The sequence below is a fragment of the Micromonospora sp. NPDC005367 genome, assembly GCF_040606825.1.
GTDB lineage: Bacteria > Actinomycetota > Actinomycetes > Mycobacteriales > Micromonosporaceae > Micromonospora.
This window is the reverse complement of record NZ_JBEXFP010000013.1, coordinates 57,578-78,264: the sequence shown is the minus strand read 5'-3', so window position 1 is coordinate 78,264 and position 20,687 is coordinate 57,578. Positions and strand designations below refer to the sequence as shown.

17 protein-coding genes and 1 pseudogene are annotated in these 20,687 nt (G+C 70.7%); 8 read left to right on the top strand and 10 right to left on the bottom strand.

Annotated features, from left to right (window positions below; genetic code table 11):
• Window positions 1-4: 4 nt before the first annotated feature.
• Window positions 5-187, bottom strand: a complete 183-nt coding sequence (locus tag ABZS42_RS12135; protein ID WP_139337880.1) for a hypothetical protein — start codon at window positions 185-187, stop codon at window positions 5-7.
• Between the two features lie 222 nt (window positions 188-409).
• On the opposite strand from ABZS42_RS12135, the gene ABZS42_RS12130 reads away from it, so the two are divergent.
• The 3 genes from ABZS42_RS12130 to ABZS42_RS12120 all read left to right on the top strand — a co-directional run bounded on the left by ABZS42_RS12130 (window position 410) and on the right by ABZS42_RS12120 (window position 2,299).
• Entirely contained in the window at window positions 410-1,093 is a 684-nt protein-coding gene (locus ABZS42_RS12130; protein ID WP_355144395.1) for a hypothetical protein, read from the top strand.
• Window positions 1,094-1,130: 37 nt separating this feature from the next.
• On the top strand, window positions 1,131-1,520 hold the full coding sequence (locus ABZS42_RS12125) for a hypothetical protein (RefSeq protein WP_355144393.1): 390 nt from the start codon (window positions 1,131-1,133) through the stop codon (window positions 1,518-1,520).
• A 107-nt stretch (window positions 1,521-1,627) separates the two neighbouring features.
• Complete coding sequence (locus tag ABZS42_RS12120; RefSeq protein ID WP_355144391.1) at window positions 1,628-2,299, top strand: hypothetical protein; 672 nt, start codon at window positions 1,628-1,630, stop codon at window positions 2,297-2,299.
• A gap of 160 nt (window positions 2,300-2,459) precedes the next feature.
• Here ABZS42_RS12120 and ABZS42_RS12115 read toward each other — a convergent pair whose 3' ends face one another.
• On the bottom strand, window positions 2,460-2,798 hold the full coding sequence (locus ABZS42_RS12115; RefSeq protein WP_355144389.1) for a hypothetical protein: 339 nt from the start codon (window positions 2,796-2,798) through the stop codon (window positions 2,460-2,462).
• 7 nt (window positions 2,799-2,805) lie between these two features.
• On the opposite strand from ABZS42_RS12115, the gene ABZS42_RS12110 reads away from it, so the two are divergent.
• Entirely contained in the window at window positions 2,806-3,060 is a 255-nt protein-coding gene (locus tag ABZS42_RS12110) for a hypothetical protein (RefSeq protein WP_355144387.1), read from the top strand.
• A gap of 92 nt (window positions 3,061-3,152) precedes the next feature.
• Window positions 3,153-3,601, top strand: a pseudogene (locus ABZS42_RS12105) (alpha-1,6-glucosidase domain-containing protein); the annotation flags it as partial.
• 80 nt (window positions 3,602-3,681) lie between these two features.
• Here the strand turns inward: ABZS42_RS12105 and ABZS42_RS12100 are convergent.
• The 4 genes from ABZS42_RS12100 to ABZS42_RS12085 form a co-directional block, all read right to left on the bottom strand.
• Window positions 3,682-4,968, bottom strand: coding sequence for a hypothetical protein (locus tag ABZS42_RS12100; RefSeq protein WP_355144385.1), 1,287 nt, complete (start codon window positions 4,966-4,968; stop codon window positions 3,682-3,684).
• A gap of 270 nt (window positions 4,969-5,238) precedes the next feature.
• Window positions 5,239-6,861, bottom strand: coding sequence for a right-handed parallel beta-helix repeat-containing protein (locus ABZS42_RS12095; RefSeq protein WP_355144383.1), 1,623 nt, complete (start codon window positions 6,859-6,861; stop codon window positions 5,239-5,241).
• 380 nt (window positions 6,862-7,241) lie between these two features.
• The gene (locus ABZS42_RS12090; protein ID WP_355144381.1) at window positions 7,242-9,095 is read right to left on the bottom strand and encodes a right-handed parallel beta-helix repeat-containing protein; all 1,854 of its coding nucleotides are present in this window, start codon (window positions 9,093-9,095) and stop codon (window positions 7,242-7,244) included.
• A 295-nt stretch (window positions 9,096-9,390) separates the two neighbouring features.
• Entirely contained in the window at window positions 9,391-10,872 is a 1,482-nt protein-coding gene (locus ABZS42_RS12085) for an aminopeptidase P family protein (protein ID WP_355144379.1), read from the bottom strand.
• Window positions 10,873-11,041: 169 nt separating this feature from the next.
• Between ABZS42_RS12085 and asnB the strand changes: the two genes are divergently transcribed.
• The gene (gene asnB, locus ABZS42_RS12080) at window positions 11,042-13,003 is read left to right on the top strand and encodes an asparagine synthase (glutamine-hydrolyzing) (RefSeq protein ID WP_355144377.1); all 1,962 of its coding nucleotides are present in this window, start codon (window positions 11,042-11,044) and stop codon (window positions 13,001-13,003) included.
• 93 nt (window positions 13,004-13,096) lie between these two features.
• Here asnB and ABZS42_RS12075 read toward each other — a convergent pair whose 3' ends face one another.
• From ABZS42_RS12075 to ABZS42_RS12065, 3 genes are read right to left on the bottom strand one after another with little or no spacing between them, the layout of a single operon-like run.
• A complete protein-coding gene (locus tag ABZS42_RS12075) occupies window positions 13,097-15,334 on the bottom strand; it encodes a xanthine dehydrogenase family protein molybdopterin-binding subunit (protein WP_355144375.1) in 2,238 nt (745 codons plus the stop codon).
• Window positions 15,331-16,326, bottom strand: coding sequence for a xanthine dehydrogenase family protein subunit M (locus ABZS42_RS12070; RefSeq protein ID WP_355144373.1), 996 nt, complete (start codon window positions 16,324-16,326; stop codon window positions 15,331-15,333). Before ABZS42_RS12070 ends, ABZS42_RS12075 begins: the two co-directional genes overlap by 4 nt.
• Window positions 16,313-16,792, bottom strand: a complete 480-nt coding sequence (locus ABZS42_RS12065) for a (2Fe-2S)-binding protein (RefSeq protein ID WP_355144506.1) — start codon at window positions 16,790-16,792, stop codon at window positions 16,313-16,315. Before ABZS42_RS12065 ends, ABZS42_RS12070 begins: the two co-directional genes overlap by 14 nt.
• 190 nt (window positions 16,793-16,982) lie before the next feature.
• Between ABZS42_RS12065 and ABZS42_RS12060 the strand changes: the two genes are divergently transcribed.
• On the top strand, window positions 16,983-18,140 hold the full coding sequence (locus tag ABZS42_RS12060) for an XdhC/CoxI family protein (protein ID WP_355144371.1): 1,158 nt from the start codon (window positions 16,983-16,985) through the stop codon (window positions 18,138-18,140).
• Between the two features lie 265 nt (window positions 18,141-18,405).
• Window positions 18,406-19,341, top strand: a complete 936-nt coding sequence (locus tag ABZS42_RS12055) for a carbohydrate kinase (protein ID WP_355144369.1) — start codon at window positions 18,406-18,408, stop codon at window positions 19,339-19,341.
• A gap of 83 nt (window positions 19,342-19,424) precedes the next feature.
• Here ABZS42_RS12055 and ABZS42_RS12050 read toward each other — a convergent pair whose 3' ends face one another.
• Window positions 19,425-20,669, bottom strand: a complete 1,245-nt coding sequence (locus tag ABZS42_RS12050; protein ID WP_355144367.1) for a multidrug effflux MFS transporter — start codon at window positions 20,667-20,669, stop codon at window positions 19,425-19,427.
• Between the last annotated feature and the right edge of the window lie 18 nt (window positions 20,670-20,687).

Here is a 20,687-nt window from a genome sequence, read left to right as displayed (position 1 = left end):
GCGTTCACCGGACGTCGTCGCCCTGCGCCGTGGCCTCCGCGTGCCGGGCGAGCAGTCGTGCCCGGATCTCCTCCGGGGTGTACGCGCGGCGACGCCGCTCGGCGCGGGCGATCACCACCCCGGTGGCCGCCACACCGGCGAGACCGGCCAGCCCGAGCACCTTCCACCACCGCATCCGTCGCCGCACCGCTCCAGGGTAGACGTCCGGCCGTCGCGAGCAGGTGCGACACCCGCCGGGACGACTCCGTCGGCGCGTCGTCTCCGGCACCGTTCGGCACGAGAGCGTGCGTCGACTCCGGCGTGGGTCGGCACGAAGAGCATGACGCCCCGCAGGTTGAGATCCAGCCGGCGGGTCCACCGGCCCGTCGAACATGTCCATGGCAGCGACATCGGCATAGGCTCAGCGCCTATGAGCGTCAGTCTCGACGAGGCGGTGGAGCTGACCCGCACCGGCGACCTGTGGGTCTTCCGTGGCCGCAGCGTGCCGGACCGAGCCATCCAGCTCACCACCAACAGCCCGGTGAACCATGTCGGGATGGCCGTGGTGCTGGACGACATGCCGCCCCTGATGTGGCACGCGGAGCTGGGCAGGTCGCTCCCGGACCTGTGGTCCGGCGGGCACCAGCGCGGCGTGCAGCTGCACGACCTGGCGGACGCGGTCCACGTCTGGGCCAACCGCTACGGGCAGCGTGCCTGGCTGCGCCAGCTCGACCCGCCGGCGGGGGCGGAGGCGGAGCAGGCGGTGCTCCGTACGATCGCCCGGCTCGACGGCACGCCGTTCCCGTCGACCGCGCAGCTCGCCTGGCGCTGGCTGCGTGGCCGTCTGCCGCAGCTGCCCCAGCCCGGCCGGGACATGCTGGCGCGTGCCGGCGGGAACAGAACGCCCCGGCCGGCGACGGTCCCCGATCGGGCGCTGGAGACGGCGTACTGCGCCGAGGTGGTGGCGGTGACCTACGAGGCGATGGGTCTGCTGCCGCCCGGACGCCGCCCGAACTGGTACGACCCGGGCCGGTTCTGGAGCGGCGACGACCTCGGTCTGGCCGGGAACGCCCGGCTCGGCGCCGAGATCGAGGTACACGTCCCGCCGCGCTGAGGTTTGCCGACTCCGACGACCGGCAACTGCTTGCGCTGTGAGAGCCTCCACCGATCTCGATGCACTGACCGACTTCTTCGACCGGTACGGCGTGGCGCTGACCGCCGGCGACGTGCCTGCCCTCGCCGGCTGCTACGCCCTGCCCGGGCTGGTGGTCGCCGGCACCTACAGCTTCTCCTTCAGCTCGCTGGCGGCGGTGGCGCTCTCCTTCGTCGGCGCGGCGCCGGACTACCGGGAGCGGGAACTGATCGCCGCGCACGCGCTGATCGAGGACGTGCAACCGGTCTCCGCGTTGCTCACCATGGTTGCCGTGGAGTGGGAGTTCCTGGACAGTGCCGGCGCGCGGGTGCCGGGCGAGCGCTACCGGTACCTGCTGCGCCGCACCGACACCGGCCCGGTCATCTGTACCGTCGTGCGTACCGGCTGACCGGAGCGTTCCTTCCGTCCGGACGGCCGGTGCCTTCCGTCGAGACGCCGTTTCCCCAGCGGTTAAGCCTGACTACGCTGCGGGTCGGCTTCGAGGAGAGGGGACACATGCCTGTGCGGCCTGCCGGGGCGTCGGGACCGGGGACCGCGTCCAAGGTGGTGGCGTCCGTACCGTGGGTCGTCGTACTGCTCGGCGTCCTCACCCTGGCGATCCTCCTGCTCGTCGCGTCGCTGTCCTTCCGGGTCCGTGAGCCGGAACCGGCTGCGGCCCCGGGGCCCCCGCCGGTGTCACCGGTCTCGCCGGCGGCGACGAACAGTCCCACCGCCGCGTCGCCCACCGCCAGGACCAGCCCTTCCCGCGCTGCGGTAGCTCCGTCCCGTGCGGTACGCCCGTCGCCGACCGTGCCGCCGCCCCGGTCTCCGTCCGCGCCCCGGTCCGACCAGCCGGCGTCGGTCGACGGCGCAGCGTTGACGGCCACTTACCGGGTGCGGGACGCCGACCGGGACGACGTCGTCGCGGAGCTGGTGCTGCGTAACGAAACCGGCCGCGCCGAGCGGTGGACGGTCGACCTCAGCTTCACCGGCCGGGTCCGGGGCCTGCGGGTCTCCGGCGCGCCGGTCTGGGTGGCGCCCAGCGGTGACGGCCGGTACGTGCTGCGCGGCCACGGCTCGCTCGCGCAGGGGCGGAGCATCGAACTACGCCTGCGGTTCAGCCGCGGCGACCGCGGCGGCCAGCTCAGCGAGTGCGCGGTGAACGGCAACGCGTGCGTCCTCGCCTGACCCGTTACGCTCCCCGGGCGACCAGGAGAGGGAGGGACATGTCCGGCACGGATCAGGGCACCCGACGCAGACATGGCAGGGCTGTGGCGTCCTCGCCTTGGATCGTGGTCTTCGCCGGGGTGGTGGTCATGGTGGTGCTGCTGGTCATCGTGCTGAGCACCTACCGGGGACGCTCCGATTCGGAGGTGCCGCGCGGACTCGACGTCGGAGCGCCGATGCCGACGCCACCCTGGCTGTCCGCGTCGCCGACCGGTTCCGCTTCCGCCGACTCGACCGGTGGGACGCGTCCACCGTCGGTGTCGCCCACGCCGACACCCTCGTCGTCCTCGGCCGTCCCGACGTCGTCGGCGTCGAGCGCGACGGTGGCTCCGCCCGGTTCGCCCTCGTCCACCCCGAGCCCGCGGGTCTCCAACGCGCCGCAGGTGTCCGCGGCGCCGCCGGCTCCGCCCACGTTGACCGGCCGGTACCGGGTCAGCAGCACCTTCAGCGGCGGCTTCATCGGGGAGGTGCAGGTCAGCAACGTCTCCGGAAGCGATCAGGACTGGCAGGTACGGCTGGAGTTCTCCGCTGGCCGCGTGACGACGGCCTGGGTGATGAACGCTCCGCAGGGAAGGCTGCGCGAGAACGACGACGTCTACACCTACACCGGTGGGGCCGACCTCGCGCCGGGCGGCTCGGCGCGACTCATGTTCCATGTGGAGCGCGCGGAGACCCGCCCGGTGGCGTGTTCCGTCAACGGCGTCACCTGCGGCGGTCTCTGACTTGTCTGCCTCCGAGGCTCGCGGTACGGGCGGCCGACCAGCGGCGTCGTGTTCCTAAGCAAGTGGTGTTCGGGCAGGGCACCGGGCTTCGTCACCGCCGACGCCGAACGTACGCCCGGCCGCTGCTGGCCGATCCGGCACCGCTGCCGGACTGCGCGGCGATCGACACCACCGACGCCCGCTGTGTCGAGCTGTTGCGGGTCCGGGCCTCGTCGCCGGTCTTCTGACTGGCCACGGCCGAGGAGGTGCAGCGGAGGTTGTCGTTCCCGCTGTCCGGTACGGCGGAGACGCCCGGCGTGCTCACCATGACGCTGGACGGCGGGGGCTGGATCAGCGCTGGGCGTCGGTGACCGTGGTCTTCAACGCCACCCCGCAGGCCGCGACCCAGCGGTTGCCCGAGTTACGGGGTGCGGACGTGTCGCTGCAACCGGTGCTGCGTACGTCCGCGGATCCGGCGCTGCGGGCCGCCTCGTTCGACCGGGCCACCGGCACGTTCACCGTGCCGCCGCGCAGCGTGGCGGTGTTCGTGCGGGAGCGCTGACGTACGACGCGACCGGCCCCCTCCCGCTGGTGCGGGAGGGGGCCGGTCCGCGCCTGCGATGGCTTGCCTGCGTCACCAGATCAGTAGCCGCAGCCAGGGACGTTGACGCAGTTCCTCGGCGGGTTGAACTTGACCCAGGTGTTGTTGGCGAGTGTGACGGTGCCGTTGTTGTTGTGGATGCCGCCGGCGCCCGCCCTCGTGCTGGCGAAGTTTCCGATGATCCTGCTGCCGCTCACCTCGAGAGTCGCGCCGGTGTCGTTGTATATGGCGCCGCCCTGCCTGGCGTGATTGCCCAAGAAACCCCGGTCGTGAAGGTTCCGGGTTCTGCTGTCGAACAGGCCCGCGATGTCGAGGGTGAAGGTGGAGTTCCGCACGGTGGCGGTGGCTCCGCCCTGGAAGAGCCCGCCGCCGTTGCGGGCGGCCTTGTTCCCGGCAACCTTGCTTGAGTCGAGCAGCAGCGTGGCGTTCCCGTCGTTGTGGAGGCCGCCGCCGTCGTTGCTCGCGCTGTTGTGGGCGATCTGGCTGGACGTGATGCTGGCGGCACCGCCTCCATCATTGGCGATGCCGCCGCCGTCGGCGCCGCTCTTTCCGGTGCCTTTGGCGGTGTTGTTTTCGATGCGTGAACTTTGGATGGTCAGCTCGCCCGCGTTGTAGATGCCGCCGCCGGCGACGAAGGCGCGGTTCTTTGACACCACGGAGTCGCGCAGGGTGGTCGTGCCGAAGTTGGCGATTCCGCCGCCTCGCCCGCAGCTCTCGTTCTCTGTGATGACGCTGTCCTCGATGTCAGCGGTGCCGCCCGGCTGCACGAGGATGCCGGCGCCGTCGCCGGATCCGGGTTCGGGGTCGATGGGGGATGGACACGGCTGAGGCTTCGGTCCGCTCGTGTCGCCGCCCCTGATGGTGAAACCTTTCAATATCAGGTGACCGCCAGCGCCGACGTTCAGGATCCGAAAGCCGAGCTCGCCGCCGTGGGCGAACGTCGAGCCGTTGCCCAGGATCGTGATCGGCTTCTCGATGACGGGGAAGGAACTGTTGCTGGTCTGCGCGGCGTCCGCGCCGGGCTCCGCCAACGTGTACGTGCAGTTCGTCGCCAGGTTGAGTACTCCACCGTTGGTCCGGTTGGCCTTCGTCAGCTCCGCTAGCAGCGCGCTGGTGTCGCACGACACGTCCTTGGCTGTCCCGCCGATAGCCGCCTCGCCGGTGGACAACGTCACGCCGGCGGGACGCTGGACACCGGCAGCGTTGGCGCCAGCAACGGAAACACCAAAGACGCCGAAGATGCCGGTCAGCCCCGCCACGCCAGTGGCGAGCCAAAGCGTGCGTCGGCTGGTCGACGCGCTGTTGTTATTGGGAAGTTGGTTGTTCATCGGGCTCTCCTCGTGCCACACGGGTCGGTCAGTCATGATCTGCGCCGAACGCTTCAAATACGGAGGAAGTGCATAAACCGACGATAAGGCCCACTACGTCCACAAGCGGCAAAACATGAGAATGACTTGCTTTGGCGTCGGCGGTGCCTCGCACTGTCGGCCCCGGGTTCGACTGGCAGGGATCGGCCCCCTCCCGCTGGTGCGGGAGGGGGCCGGTCCCTGTCTCGACCCGTGCCGTCGCCGTCGGCGGCGTCACGTCACCCGGGGGTGTCAGCCGAAGCAGTTGGGGGGTGTGGCCCCCAGGCCGAGGCAGTTGGTCGGCCGGTTGGCGGTGACCGCCGACTTGTCGTCGATGATCACGCCGGAGTTGCTGGTGAAGATGCCGCCCGGCGGCAGGGTGGAGAAGTTGGCCGCGACCTTGGTCTTGTCCAACCGGACCTCGCCGCCGAGGTTGAAGATGCCGCCGCCGATGCCGATCGGGCCGACTGCCCGGTTGCCGACGACCTCGCTCTTGCGCAGCACGGTGATGCTGCGCTCGTTGAACAGGCCGCCGCCGAAGAAGGCCGCGACGTTGTCCTTGATCGAGGTGTTCTCGATGTTCGCCCGGCTGCCGAAGGCGATCGCGAGACCGCCGCCGACACCGATGGTGCTGTTCTTCTCGACCTTCACGTCGTAAAGGTTGAGCGAGGACTCCGCAGCGGCGATGCCGCCACCGGCGACGAGCGCGGTGTTGTCGGAGATCTTCGACTGCTTCACCGTGGTGTTGCCCTCGATGTCGAGGAGGCCACCACCGAAGCCGATGGTCTTGTTGCCGCTGATCTCGCTCTTCTCGACCCAGACCGTGCCACCGTCGACGTCGTCGGTGAAGATCTCCGCGGCGCCGTTGGAGATGCCGGCACCACCGATGCCCGCCTCGTTGTTCGTCACCTTCGAGTCGAAGACCCGCAGGACGCCGGCGTTGAAGACACCACCGCCGAAGAAGAAGGCGGTGTTCTGGGCGACGGTGCTCTGCCGGATGCTGGTGGTGCCGAAGTTGGCGATGCCACCACCGTTGCCGCCGGACTGGTTCTGCAGGACCTCGCTGTGCTCGATGTCGGCCGTGCCGCCCGGCTGTACCAGGATGCCGGCGCCGTCGTTGAACTCCGGCTGCTCGACCAGGGTGCTGACGCCGTCCTTCGGGGTCGCCTTGGGCGCGGCCTGCAACGTGGTGCGCGGTGTCATGGCCACGGCCTTACCAGCCTTGGTCGCGGCCGCCTGCGCCTCGACCGAGGTCGAGTACGCCGACCAGACCGCGGCCGGGGCCGGCGCGCTGAGGTAGTTCAGGGTCTGGCCACCCTTGATGGTCAGGCCCTTCACCGTCAGGTGCCCGCCCGGACCCACGTTCAGGATCCGGAAGTACTGGGCGGTGGCGTCCCGGACGATCTTGGTCTTGTCGCCCTTGAGGGTGACCCTTTCGGTGATGACCGGCAGGCCGTCTCCGTACTGGTTGTACCGGGTCAGGTTGTAGGTGCAGTCCTTGGCGAGTTCGAGCGTCGCGCCGTGGTTCTGGTTGGCGAAGACGATCGCCTGGATCAGCTTGTCGGTGTCGCAGGGCACCTCCCTCACCTTGTCGTCCCTGCGGTTCTTGTCGCTCTTGTCGCCTTTGTCGTCGCGGTGGTCGCGGTCATCCTTGCCGCCCCAGTCGCCGCCCTTGTCGCCGTCCTGGCTGACCTGGGCGGTGGCCCAGCGCAGGCCGTCGACGCCGGCTGCGCCGGCACCGGTGGCGACGCCGACTCCGGCAAGGCTGACCACACCGGTCAGACCGGCGACACCGCTGGCGAGCCAGACCTTACGACGGCGCTTGGCCGCCGTCGCCGGCTCCGCGGCCTCGTTGTTGGTTAGGTGATTGGACATCGGAGCTCTCTGCCCTCTCCTCGTACCAGACAGGTTCGCGCCGCCACAGGCGTGCGTCCCCTGCTACAAATCGGTTGTAGCTCCCGAAACCCAACTTATGAGAATGTTCTTCGCCTCGGGCTCGTATCCGAGATAAGTCCACATTCCGTACCCGATTGGGCAATCAGGGTCGCGAACCCCCGGCAGGATCGAGACCGCTTGACAGGGCCCGGACGGGGTGGAGGGTGATGGCAGCTCCGGTGTGGCCCGGACGGCGCGGAGCGCGCCAGACTGCCCGGCCGGGACGCCGTGCGGCAGGCCCGATGGAAATGGAAGGCCCCTCCGTGTCGTCCGAAACGACGCGGAAGGGCCTTCCTCTATGTGAACCAGCCCCTCGCCGGTCAGGCGAAGCAGCCGGGAACGTTGAAGCAGTTGGTCGGACGGTTGGCCGTCACGGCCGACTTGTCATCGAGCTCCACCTCGCTGCTGGGCGAGTTGAAGATGCCGCCGGGCGGCAGGGTGGCGAAGTTGTCCTTCACCTTGGTCTCGTCCACCCGGACCTCGCTGCCGAAGATGGTGAAGATGCCACCACCGATGCCGAGCGGCCCGACGGCGCGGTTGCCGGCGACCTCGCTCTTGCGCAGCGTCACGGTGCTGTCCTCGACGAAGAGGCCACCACCGAAGAACGCGGCGACGTTGTCCTTGATCGAGCTGTCCTCGATCGTCGCCACGCTGTCGAACGCGATGGCCAGACCACCACCGACGCCCACCGTGCTGTTCTTCGCCACGGTCACGTGCTTCAGCGTGAGCTGGCTGTCCGCCGCCGCGATGCCACCACCGGCGAGTACCGCCGTGTTGTCGGTGACCTTCGCGTACTCCAGCTTGGTGTCACCCTCGACGTCGAGGATGCCGCCACCGAAGCCGACGGTCTTGTTGCCCGTGACCTCGGTCTTGTAGAGCCAGAGCGAGCCACCGTCGACGTCGTCCCTGAGGATGCCCGGGGCGCCGTTGGCGATGCCGGCGCCGCCGATCCCGGCCTCGTTGTTCCTGACCGACGACTCGTCCACCTGGAGCACGCCGGCGTTGAAGATGCCGCCGCCGTAGCGGAACGCGGTGTTCTCCGCGACGGTGCTCTTGCTGATCCGCGTGTGCCCGAAGTTGGCCAGCCCGCCGCCCTTGCCGCCGGACTGGTTCAGCAGGATCTCGCTCTGTTCGATGTCGGCCGTGCCACCCGGTTGCACCAGGATGCCCGCGCCGTCGCCGAACTCCGGAATCTCCACGAGGACGCCGGCGTCGGTGGCGGCCTGGTCGGCCGGAGCCGGCGCGGCGGCCGCCCCCGCGGCGGTCGCCGGTTCGACCGCGGTGGCCTTCGCCTCAGCCGCCGCCTTCGCGTCGGCCGCCGCCTTCGCCTCAGCCGCCGGCTTCGTCGCGTTGCCCGCCGGCTTCGTGGCGTCGACCGGCTTCGCGTCGGCCAACGCCTTCAGCGTGTCGGCCTCCACAGCGGTGGGCGTGCCCACCTTGACCGCCTCGGTCGCCTGGACCGAGGTCGAGTACGCCGACCAGACCGCGGCCGGGGCCGGCGCGCTGAGGTGGTTCAGGGTCTGGCCACCCTTGATGGTCAGGCCCTTCACCGTCAGGTGCCCGCCCGGACCCACGTTCAGGATCCGGAAGTACTGGGCGGTGGCGTCCCGGACGATCTTGGTCTTGTCGCCCTTGAGGGTGACCCTTTCGGTGATGACCGGCAGGCCGTCTCCGTACTGGTTGTACCGGGTCAGGTTGTAGGTGCAGTCCTTGGCGAGTTCGAGCGTCGCGCCGTGGTTCTGGTTGGCGAAGACGATCGCCTGGATCAGCTTGTCGGTGTCGCAGGGCACCTTCTTGACCTGGTCCTTGTGCTCGCGATCCTTGCTCTCGCCGGCGCGGTCGCTCTGCCCGCTCCAGTCGCCGCCGCTCCACTCGTCGCCGCTCGCGTCGGCGCCGCTCCAGTCGTCGCCGGACCGGTCGTCCGCGCCCTTTTCGTCGCCCGCGTCCGCCGCGCCGGCGTCGCTGACGTTCTGCCTCGAGGTGGATGACTGCGCGTCGGACAGCCGGTCCGTGCCACCAGCCTTGTCGTCACGTGCGGCCATGCCGCCCAGAGCCGCCAGGCCGACCACGCCGGTCAGGCCCGCGACGCCGGCGGCCACCCACAGTTTCCGTCGTCCTGATCTCGGCGGTGGGGCCGGTGCCCCGCCGTCGGGAGTGGTTACGTCATTGGACATCAGAGCCTTCCGCCCTTTCCTGCTACCAGACGGGGTCGCTCCGCTCTAAGTCGGTGCGACCAGCTACAAATCGGTTGCAGCCTCTGATGGCCACCGTATGAGAAGGATCCTCGCGACGGGGATGTATCTGAGAAAACCCCACATTGTTCTCACATCGGTCATCGGTCGAGGCAACCGGTTCGCCTAGGTAGGAAGGGCCCGACCAGCACGAACACGGACGGGCCCCGCAGCCGGCGCGGAACGTTCGAAAACGTCACCGTCCGGCGGCGGGGCCCGCCGCGTTCGGTCCTACCTGTCAGCCCGGGAGGCGGGGACCCGCCTCCCGCTGCGCGGCCAGCCAGGTCTCCACCTCGTCGGCCGCCCGCGGCAGGCCGGCCGAGAGGTTCACCGCACCGGACGCGGTGACCAGCACATCGTCCTCGATGCGGATGCCGATGCCGCGCAGCTCCTCGGGGACCAGTTCGTCCTCCGGCTGGAAGTAGAGCCCGGGCTCGACCGTCAACACGTAGCCCTCGCCGAGCGTGCCCTCGCGGTATTTCTCCTTCGAGGCGTTGGCGCAGTCGTGCACGTCGATGCCGAGCATGTGCCCGAAGCCGTGCAGCGTCCAGCGCCGGTAGACCGTCGACTTCTCGTCCATCGCCTCGTCCACGCTCACCGGAAGCAGGCCCAGGTCGGCCAGGCCCTCGGCGAGCACACGCATGCAGGTCCGGTGCACCTCGCGGAACTCGACTCCCGGCTTGATGAAGTCGATGCCGGCCTGCTGCGACGCGTACACGATGTCGTAGACCTGGCGCTGCAACGGCGTGAACCGGCCGTCCACCGGCACCACCCGGGTGACGTCGGCGGTGTAGAGGTTGCGGTTCTCCACGCCCATGTCCATCAGCAGCAGCTCACCCGGGCGGGTGGTGCCGTGGTTGTGCACCCAGTGGAGGGTGGTGGCGTGCTCCCCGGCGCCGACGATCGAGCCGTAGCCGACGTCGTTGCCGTCGTGCCGGGCCCGCAGCGCGAAGACACCCTCCAGAAGCCGCTCGGAGACACCCCGGTCGGCGGGGAGAACCCGCGCCACGTCCTCGAAGCCTCGTACGGTCGCGTCGATCGCCTCCTGGAGCTGCGCGATCTCCCACTCGTCCTTGACCAGCTTCAGCTCGGAGATCACGACGGCCAACTCGTGGTCCCGGGCCGGCTGGCCCTCGGCGCGTGGGCCGTCGTACGGGCGCACGGCCGCATCGACCCGGGAGTCGAACCCGCGCAGCACCCGGGTACGCCGTGGCGCCAGGTCGGCGAGGGCCACGTCCAACTCGGCCAGATCAGCGGTGGGCAGGCCGAGTTCGGCCGACTTCTCCGTCAGCGTCGGCCGCCGGCCCACCCACAGCTCGCCGTGCCGGCTGCGGAAGAACTCGTCGGTCTGCCGGGACGAGCGGGGGCGCATGTACAGCGTCGCGTCGTGCCCGGAGCCGTTCGGCCGCATCACCAGCACGCTGTCCGGCTCGAGATCACCGGTCAGATAGGCGAAGTCGCTGCCGGCTCGGAACGGGTAGGCGGTGTCGTTCGCGCGTACCTTCTCGTTCCCGGTGGGGATCACCAGCGTCTCGCCGGGGAAGGCCGCCGAGAGGGCGGCCCGGCGCTTGGCGTGGTTGGGTGCCTGGGGGGCGGGGGTGACCGCCAGCTCGCTGTCCCGCCAGCCCTGCCGCATGAAGGACAGAAACGCCTCCGGAAAGGCAGGATCGTGTGATTCCGTACCATCCGTCGGCTTTTCGGCGGCCCGCTCCTCGGTCATGCTGCGTTCCTCTCGCGTGGATCCTGGTGCCGACGGTACCTGCGTGCCCGTGTGCTCGTGAACCCGCGGGATCGGCCGACCGACCGCGCGACCCGCGGCGGCGTGAGTAGCCTTCCGGATCGCCGGACGGCCGCGACGGCTCTTCTCCGCGCGTGAAAAGATGACGACCATGTGCGGACTCCTGGCCTTCTTCAGCGCGCGCGGTGACGCCGGCGCGCACCGCGACCACATTGCCGGCGCGTTGGAGTGCCTGCACCACCGTGGCCCCGACGAGACAGGGGTCGAGCTGGTGGGCGACGCGTCCGGCCGGTACGCGGACGCGGTTTTCGCGCACAAGCGCCTGGCGATCATCGATGTGGCTTCCAGCCACGAGCCGCTGCCGTACGCGAACGGCCGCTACCTGCTCACCTTCAACGGTGAGATCTACAACTACATCGAGCTCCGGGACGAGCTGATCCGGGACTTCGGTGCGCAGTTCGCCACGGCCGGCGACGGTGAGGTGATCGTGGCCGGCTACCACTACTGGGGCGAGCAGGTACTCACCCGGCTGCGCGGCATGTTCGCGTTCGTCATCTGGGACCGGCAGGAGCGGCGGGCCTTCGGCGGCCGCGACTACTTCGGCATCAAGCCGCTGCATTACCTGGAGACCGCGGACGGGCTCTACCTCGCCTCGGAGAAGAAGGCGCTGCTGCCCTTCGCGCACTCGAACTACGAGGGCGACGCCGGTATCGACACCGCGAACCTCAGCCACTACCTGACCCTCCAGTACGTCCCGGAGCCGGGCACCCTGCACAAGGGGGTCCACCGGATCGGGTCGGGGGAGTACCTGACCTGGACCCCGGGTGGCCGGATCGAGGTGCGCCGCTGGTACCGGCCGGTCTTCCGGCCCGCTCCGGTGCCCGACGAGCAGAAGCTGTACCACGAGATCCGGGAGACGCTCCGGGATAGCGTCCGGATGCACATGCGCTCGGACGTGCCGGTCGGCTCGTTCCTGTCCAGCGGCATCGACTCGACCGCCGTGGTGGCGCTGGCCCGGGAGTTCAACCCGAACATCCTCACCTTCACCGTCGGCTACGACGTGCCCGGCTACTCGGAGATCGACGTCGCCCAGGAGTCGGCGCGGCACCTCGACGTCACCACCATCCCGACGAAGATCGGGCCGCAGGACATGATGGAGGCGCTGCCGAAGATCGTCTGGCACCTCGACGATCCGGTCGCCGACCCGGCCCTGGTGCCGCTCTACTTCGTGGCGAAGAAGGCCGCCGAGCACGTCACCGTGGTGCTCTCCGGCGAGGGCGCGGACGAGTTCTTCGGCGGCTACACCATCTACCGGGAGCCGCTCTCGCTGAGCTCGGTGAACAACCTGCCGGGTGGTGTGCAGAAGGGGCTGCGGGCGGTCTCCAAGGCCATCCCGCAGGGGGTGAAGGGTAAGAGCTTCCTCGAACGCGGCACCACCCCGCTGGAGGAGCGTTACTACGGCAACGCCCGGATGTTCACCGAGGAGGAGAAGCAGCACCTGCTGCGCCGGTACGACCCCTCGGTGCGTTACACCGACGTCACCGCGCCGATCTACGCCGAGAGCACCGAGCTGGACGACGTCACCCGGATGCAGTACGTCGACCTCTACACCTGGCTGCGCGGCGACATCCTCGTGAAGGCCGACCGGATCTCGATGGCGCACTCGCTCGAGGTGCGGGTGCCCTTCCTCGACCGTGAGGTCTTCGACGTGGCGGCGAAGATCCCGGTGGATCTGAAGCTGCCGCCGCGTTCCGACGCCACGAAGTACGCGATGCGCCAGGCGTTGCAGGGCGTGGTGCCACCGGCGATCGTCAACCGGAAGAAGCTGGGCTTCCCGACCCCGACGCGGGTATGGCTGCGGGGCGAGATGTACGAGTGGGCGCGTCACGTGCTGGCCACCTCGGGCGCCGGTGACCTGCTCGACCTGTCGTACGCGATGCGCCTGCTCGACGAGCACAAGCGGGAGGAGGCGGACCACTCCCGCAAGGTGTGGACCGTCTTGATCTTCTGCATCTGGCACGCCATCTTCGTGGCCAAGACGCTCGACCCGGGCATCCAGCGCAACCAGTCGGCCCTGCTCACGAAGCCGGTCGTCGGCTCGATGGTCCGCTGAGCTCCGCCAGCTCCATCACGATCAAGAGGTTTGCGTCATCCGGCCGTCGTCCGGTGACGCAAACCTCTTGATCATCTCCCGGTGGGGTGGGGGTTAGAGGAGCTTTTCCAGGGTGATCGGCAGCTCGTAGATGCGGCGACCGGTGGCGTGGTGGACGGCGTTGGCGATGGCGGCGGCCGCGCCCACCACGCCGATCTCGCCCACCCCCTTGATCCCGATGGGGTTGACCACGTCGTCCCGCATCTCGACGGTGTCCACCACCACGTCCGGCGCGTCCGCGTTCACCGGCACCAGGTAGTCGGCGAGGCTGGCGTTGGCCCAGCGTCCCAGCCGCGGGTCCATCCGGGTGGCCTCCAGCAGCGCCTGGCCCAGCCCCCAGAGCATTCCGCCCATGAGCTGGCTGTGCGCCAGCTTGCGGTTGAGGACCCGTCCCGGCGCGAACACGCCGACCATCCGGCGTACCCGCACGACACCCAGGTCCGCGTCCACCGCCACCTCGGCCATCTGCGCTCCGAAGGTGTGGATGCCGTAACCGGCGTCCTGCGGCGGCGGGTTCCAGGTGCCGAGCACCTCCACGTCCGGCGTCATCGTGCGGTGCAGCAGGTCGGAGTACGTCTCACCGACGTCGGGACGGTCCGACAGCACCATCTTGCCGTCGCGAACCTCCACCCTGGCCGGGTCGGCGCCGTGCAGTGGTGAGTGGTCGTCGCCGACGGCGCGCCGGATCAGCTGGTCGCGCAGCTCGCACGCCGTCACATGCACGGCGGAGCCCACCGCGCTGGTGCCGGCCGACCCCACCGCGGCGGTGATGTTCGGCAGGTCGCTGCTGCCGCCCACGAACCGCACCCGCTCGACCGGGAGGCCCAGCGCGTCGGCGGCGACCTGGGTCATCGCGGTGAAGACGCCGGTGCCGAACTCCGAGACACCGGCCTCGACGACCGCCGTGCCGTCGTTGTAGATCCGGGCCTTCGCCCGCTGCGGGTTGACCGGCTGGGTCACCGGGTAGAGCGCGCTGGCCAGGCCGGTCCCGATCAGCCACTGCCCCTCGCGCCGGGACCCGGGCCGGGGGTCCCGGTCGTGCCAGCCGAACAGCTCCGCCGCCCGCTGGAAGCACTCCCGGAGCCCACTGCTGGACCAGGGATTCCCGCTCTCGGGGTCGGTGTCGGAGTAGTTGCGCATCCGCAACTCCAGCGGGTCGATCCCGACCCGCTCGGCCAGCTCGTCCATCGCGCACTCGAGCGCGAACATGCCGCTCGCCTCGCCGGGCGCGCGCATGAAGGTGGGGGTGATGGTGTTGCCCCGGACCAGGTGGTAGATGCCCTCGTAGTTGGGGTTGAGGTACGCCACCGCCGCGCTCTGCAACGACGGCTCGGCCCAGTCGTCGAACGACGAGGTCAGTGAGATCTTGTGATGGCGTAGCGCGGTGATCCGTCCGTCGGCGTGGGCCCCGATGGTGACTCGCTGCTCCTGCTCCTCACGGTGCCCGCACGAGGTGAACATCTGCTCCCGGGTGAGCACCAGCCGGACCGGCCGGCCCACGTGCCGGGCGGCCAGCGCGGCCAGCGCCGGGTGGTGCCAGACCATCGCCTTGGAGCCGAAACTGCCGCCCACGGCGTGACTGACGACCCGGATCGAGATCGGCGGCAGGCCGAGCAGTTCGGCGACGGTGAGCTGGACGGCGTTCGGTCCCTGCGTCGAGTCGTAGATGGTCAGCCGGTCGACGTCGTCCCAGACCGCGGTGCTGGCGGACATCTCGATCGGGTTGTGGTGATTGGGCGCGAACCGGTAGGTGGCGTCGACGCGTACCTCGGCCTCGGCCAGGGCCTTCGCCACGTCACCGCGGGAGCTCTGCCCCGGCAGCAGGCCGCCGAAGATCCGCTCCGGCACGTATGCCCGGTCGCGGGCCTGGTCCAGCAGGGTGGTCGCCGGTGTGGTCTCGTACTCGATGCGGATCAGGGTGCCGGCGTGGTCGGCGCGCTCGATGGTGTCGGCCACCACGATGGCGACCGGCTGGCCGCCGTAGTGGATGGTCTCGTCCTGCATCGGGAAGAACGTCTGGCCGGGTGCGGCGAGCCCGGCCAACGACGGCAGCAGCCGCGGCACGTTGGCGACCCGGCCCAGGTTGCGGTGGGTGAGCACGGCCAGCACCCCGGTGGCCTGTTCCGCCGCACCGGTGTCGATCGAGGTGATCCGCCCGCTGGCCACCTTCGCGTTCACCACCACCGCGTGGACCAGGTTGGTCACCGGCACCTCGGCCGAGTACCGGGACTCGCCGCGTACCTTGTAGCGGCCGTCCACCCGGTTCAGGGTTGCGCCGATCGCCGGGCTCATGCCGACCCCTCCCGCTCCGCCATCTCCGTGAGGGCGCGGACGATCGTCCGCCTGCCGAGCTCGATCTTGAAGGCGTTCATCCCGTGCGGTGTCGCCGCCGCCATCTCCGCCTCGGCTGCACGGGTGAAGGACTCGGTGGTCGCCGGCGCGCCGTCGAGCTCACTCTCGGCGGCGCGGGCCCGCCACGGCTTGGTGGCCACCCCGCCGAGGGCCAGGCGGATCTCGGCGATCCGCCCGCCCACCACCGACATGGCCACCGCGACCGCGACGAGCGCGAACTCGTACGACTCCCGGTCGCGGATCTTGATGTAGCGGGAGCGGGCCGCGACGGGCAGCGGTGGCAGGTCGATGCCGGTCACCAGTTCGCCGTGCGTCAATGGGTGCTCCCGTTCCGGGGTCCGCCCCGGCAGCAGGTAGAAATCGTCGATCGGGATGCCGCGCTGTCCGGCCGGGCCCTCGGTCTGCACCACCGCGTCCAGCGCCATCAGGGCGACCCCGAGGTCGGACGGGTGGGTGGCGATGCAGCACTCGCTGGTGCCGAGTACCGCGTGCCCCCGGTTGACCCCTTCCAGGGCGCTGCACCCGGTACCGGGTGCGCGCTTGTTGCAGGCCGCCTCGGTGTCGCGGAAGTACGTGCACCGAACCCGTTGCATGAGGTTGCCGGCGACGCTCGCCATGTTCCGCAGTTGCGGCGAGGCGCCCAGCAGCAGCGACTCGGTCACCACCGGATAACGCCGCCGTACCGTCGGGTGCTCGGCCACGTCGCTCATCCGGGCCAGCCCGCCGAGCCGCAGGCCGCCGCCGGGCAGCTCTTCGACCTGCTTCAACGGCAGGTCGTTGATGTCCACCAGGCGGCGGGGCTGTTCGACGTAGATGCGCAGCAGGTCGACCTGGGTGGTGCCGCCGGCCAGGAACGCGCTGTCGGGGTCGGCGGCGACGGTGCCGATCGCGGTCCGGACGTCGGAGACCCGCGAATAGCTAATGGGACGCACGTTCGCCTCCCTGCTCGTCCCGGACCCGCCGGATCGCCCTGCGGATGTGTGGGTACGCGGCGCAGCGGCAGAGGTTGCCGCTCATCCACTCCTTGATCTCGTCGTCGTCACGGGCGTGCCCCTCGGTGAGCAGCGCGACGGCGGACATGATCTGGCCGGGGGTGCAGTAGCCGCACTGGAACGCGTCCGCGTCCAGGAACGCCTGCTGCATCGGGTGCAGCGTGTCGCCCTCGGCCAGGCCCTCGATCGTGGTGATCTCGCGGTTCTCACAGCTGATGGCGAGCGTCAGGCAGGCCAGTACCCGCCGCCGGTCCACCCAGACCGTGCAGGCTCCGCAGGCGCCCTGGTTGCAGCCCTTCTTGGTGCCGTGCAGGTCGAGCCGGTCCCGAAGCGCATCGAGCAGGCTGACCCGAGGCTCGATGAACATCTTCCGGACGGTCCCGTTCACCCGCAGGCGGACCTCCACCTCGTCCGGGCCTCGGACCACCGCGCTGTCCGGGGCCGGCGCCGTCTGGACCGCCTGGTGCGACTTCACCAACTCACACCCCCTGGTCGTCCGGCCGACCATATATTCCAAATCGCTACATTTTCGTGGGCATGGCCGGACTTAACCCGTCCGGCGGTGAGAGCCCGGCGGTGCGCCGGGAGGTGGGACGGTGCGGGTGCGGGACGCATTCGACGAACTGCACCGCCGCTGGCGGGCCGGGGAAGCGGTGGCCCTCGCCACGGTCGTGGCCACCTGGCGGTCGGCGCCCCAGCCGCCCGGTGCCACGATGCTCGTCACCGCCGACGGCACGGTCACCGGCAGCGTCTCCGGCGGCTGCGTCGAGGCGGACCTCTACGAACGGGCGCGTGGCGTGCTCGGCAGCGGCCTGCCCGAGCTGGTCCGGTACGGCGTCAGCGACGACGACGCGTTCAACGTCGGCCTCACCTGCGGCGGAGTGCTGGAGGTGTTCGTCGAGCGGATCGAGCCCGCCGGCTTTCCGCAGCTCGACGCGGTCGTCGTGGCCCGTCGGGCCGGGGCGCCGGCGGCGGTCGTCACCTGCGTCGCGGCCGACTCCGGCGACCAACCCGGCGCGGTCCCCGCCGACCCGGACGGCCGGTTGGGCCGCAGGCTGGTGCTCGCGGGCGATCGGATCCTCGGCTCGCTCGGCAGCGAACGGTTGGACGCCGCGGCGGCCGCCGACGCGCTCGGGATGCTCGTCGCGGGCCGCAGCGGCATGCTCCGGTACGGCTACGACGGGCAGCGCCGCGGCAGCGGCGTCAGCCTCTTCGTCGCGGCGTACACCACACCACCACGCATGATCGTCTTCGGCGCGATCGACTTCGCCGCGGCGGTCGCCCGCATCGGCTCGTTCCTCGGCTACCGGGTGACCATCTGCGACGCCCGACCGGTGTTCGCCACCGCTCGGCGGTTCCCCGGCGCGGACGAGGTGGTCGTCGACTGGCCGCACCGCTACCTGCAGGCGCAACTGGACGCGGGGCGGGTCGACGCCCGGACGGTCGTCTGCGTGCTGACCCACGACCCGAAGTTCGACGTGCCGGTGCTCGCGTTGGCGCTGCGCCACCCGATGGCGTACGTCGGGGCGATGGGCTCCCGCCGTACGCACGACGAGCGGCGCAAGCGGCTGCGCGAGGCGGGCGTGACGCCGGAGCAACTCGCCCGGCTCGCCTCGCCGATCGGGCTCGACCTGGGCGGACGTACCCCCGAGGAGACCGCGGTGAGCGTGGCCGCGCAGATCGTCGCCGATCGTTGGCGCGGCAGCGGTCGACCGCTGGCCGAACTGGCCGGACCGATCCACCACCCGGGCTAGCCGGGCTGCACCTCGGCGATCGCGTAGCGCTCGACGAGGTGCTCGCGGCCCGCCGGCGGCTCGTCGCGCTCCGGCCAGAACTTGGTGACGACGCTGATCCCAGCCGCCTCGTCCAGGTCGAAGACCCCGTTACCGTGTCTTCGACGTTCGCCGTGGTGCGCACTGTGCCAGCCTGGTACGACAAGATCTCCCCAGGCGTGACGTCGCGCGCGGGTGACCGTCGCGTCGGACGGCGCGGCAGCGGGCGAGGACGAAAGGGACCGGAATGGGATACGCGATGGTGCTCGGCGAGGCACTGGTCGACCTGATCGAGACCGAGTACGACGGGGCGCCGGTCTACCGGCAGGCGATCGGCGGTGGACCACTGAACGTGGCGGTCGGGGTGGCCCGGCTCGGCGGTGCCGTGCAGTTCGTCGGGTCTCTCGGTGACGACGCCCTGGCCGGCCGTATCCGCGACTTCCTCGCCTCCGCCGGCGTCGGTCTCGACGGGGCGGTCACCGCGCCGGCGGCCACCGCGCTCGCGGTGATCACGCACGCCGGTGCGGAACCGGACTTCCGCTTCTACGGCGAGCCGCCCTCGTACGGTCTGCTCGCCGCCGGCGACCTCGACGTCGCGGTGGTGGAAGGGGCGGACGTGCTCTACTGCGGGTCGGTCGTGCTGCTCCGTCCGACGGTGCTGGCCGCCGCGCGGCATGCCTGGTCGCTCGCCACCGGCCTGCGGGTCTTCGACCCGAACGTCCGCCCGCGGCTGCTCGACGATGAGGCCGCGCTCGCCGGGCTGCGCGAGGTGGTCGCCGAGTTCGCCGCCGGAGCGCATGTGGTCAAGCTGAGCGAGGCCGACGCCGCGCTGCTCTATCCCGGCGAGCCGGTCGAGGGCGTCGCCGCGTACCTGCGGGAACTCGGTGCCGCCACGGTGGTGGTGACCCTCGGGGCCGACGGCGCCGTACTCGCCGCGGCCGACGCGGACCCGGTCCGGGTACCGGCGCCAAAGGTCAATCCGGTGGACACGACAGGCGCGGGCGACTCGGTGATGGCCGCGATCATCGCCGACCTGCTGGTGGCCGGCGAGCCGGGGGAACCGGCCGGCTGGATCGAGCGGGTCGCGTTTGCGCTGCGCGTCGCCGGCCTGGTCTGCGAGTCGCCCGGCGGTGCCACGTCGATGCCCACCCGGGCCGCCGTCCTGGCCCGCTTCGCGGACTGAGTCGCGCTCTGCCGCCGGCCGGTACGCGACCTTGGTCGCCGCCCGGCCGGCGGGACGCGAGCGCGACCCGGTGGGCGGCGGGTTCAGGTGGCGGGACCGGAGCGCGTCAGGGCCAGTACCGCGGTGAGGGAGAGCACGACGGCGCCCGCGACGACCGCGGCCATCGGCACCCCGCTGCCCTCGCCGCCGAGACCGACCAGCGGCGCGGCGAGCGCCCCGGCCACCGACTGGACCGTTCCGAGCAGGGCCGCGGCGCTGCCGGCGTGGCGCGGATGGCGGTCCAGTCCGAGCGCGGTGCTGTTCGGCGTAACCATGCCCAGCGAGGCGACGAACACGAACAGGCAGGCCGCCACCGCCCACGCGCTGCCGACCACCGCACCCGCGAGCAGTCCACCCGCGGCTGCCGTGCTGACCACCAGGGTGCGGGTCAGCAGCGTCCGCGGGTCCGAACGGTCGAGCAGCCGCGCGTTGGCCTGCCCGACGGCGACCAGGCCCAGCGCGTTGAGGCCGAAGATCAGGCTGAAGGTGGTGTCGGAGACACCGAAGACGTCCTGGAAGACGAAGGACGAACCGGAGATGTAGGCGTACAGCCCGGCGAAGGCGAGGGCCTGGGTCAGCGCGTAGCCGAGATAGACCCGGTCCATGGCGAGCATCCGCATCGTCCGTACGGTGCTGACCAGGCCGCCGCCGTTGCGACGCTCGACCGGCAGGGTCTCGGGCAGCCGCCAGGCGACCGCCACGGCGAGCAGCAGGCCGATCGCCGCGAGAGCGACGAAGACCGCACGCCACGAGCCGAACCGCAGCACCAGGCTGCCGATGCCGGGCGCGGCGACCGGGGCGACGCCGAAGATCAGTGTGAGCTGGGAGAAGTACTTCGCCGCTGCCCGACCGGAGTGCAGGTCGCGGACCACCGCCCGCGCCACCACGACGCCCATCCCGCCGGCGAAGCCCTGGGCGAAGCGCGCCACCGCCAGCGCGGAGGCGTTCGGTGCGACCGCGCAGACCAGGGAGAGTACGGCGTACGCGAGCACGCCCGCGAGCACCAGCCGGCGCCGCCCCAACCGGTCGCTGAGCGGGCCGGTCACGAACTGCCCGACAGCCATTCCGACCAGGCAGGTGGTGAGCGAGAGTTGGATGTGCGCCTGGTCCGCCCCGAGGTCGCGAGCCATGGCGGGAAACGCAGGCAGGTACATGTCGAGCGACAGCGGCCCGAACGCGGTCAGCAGGCCGAGCAGGGCCACCAGACCCGGGCCGCCGCGCGCCGGGCCGGCGTTCGCCTCGCCGTGACCCGACGAGGAGCGTACGGACGTGCGCGCGAGCTGGACCACGGTGCTTCCCCCATCAAG

What these genes read in the sequence shown, in the direction of transcription:
- ABZS42_RS12085 (WP_355144379.1), bottom strand. Translation starts at nt 10,872, where the DNA reads ATGACCGAGGAGCGGGCCGCCGAAAAGCCGACGGATGGTACGGAATCA.
- ABZS42_RS12055 (WP_355144369.1), top strand. Translation starts at nt 18,406, where the DNA reads ATGGGATACGCGATGGTGCTCGGCGAGGCACTGGTCGACCTGATCGAG.
- ABZS42_RS12095 (WP_355144383.1), bottom strand. Translation starts at nt 6,861, where the DNA reads ATGTCCAATCACCTAACCAACAACGAGGCCGCGGAGCCGGCGACGGCG.
- ABZS42_RS12090 (WP_355144381.1), bottom strand. Translation starts at nt 9,095, where the DNA reads ATGTCCAATGACGTAACCACTCCCGACGGCGGGGCACCGGCCCCACCG.
- ABZS42_RS12120 (WP_355144391.1), top strand. Translation starts at nt 1,628, where the DNA reads ATGCCTGTGCGGCCTGCCGGGGCGTCGGGACCGGGGACCGCGTCCAAG.
- ABZS42_RS12130 (WP_355144395.1), top strand. Translation starts at nt 410, where the DNA reads ATGAGCGTCAGTCTCGACGAGGCGGTGGAGCTGACCCGCACCGGCGAC.
- ABZS42_RS12115 (WP_355144389.1), bottom strand. Translation starts at nt 2,798, where the DNA reads ATGAAGCCGCCGCTGAAGGTGCTGCTGACCCGGTACCGGCCGGTCAAC.
- asnB (WP_355144377.1), top strand. Translation starts at nt 11,042, where the DNA reads ATGTGCGGACTCCTGGCCTTCTTCAGCGCGCGCGGTGACGCCGGCGCG.
- ABZS42_RS12075 (WP_355144375.1), bottom strand. Translation starts at nt 15,334, where the DNA reads ATGAGCCCGGCGATCGGCGCAACCCTGAACCGGGTGGACGGCCGCTAC.
- ABZS42_RS12100 (WP_355144385.1), bottom strand. Translation starts at nt 4,968, where the DNA reads ATGAACAACCAACTTCCCAATAACAACAGCGCGTCGACCAGCCGACGC.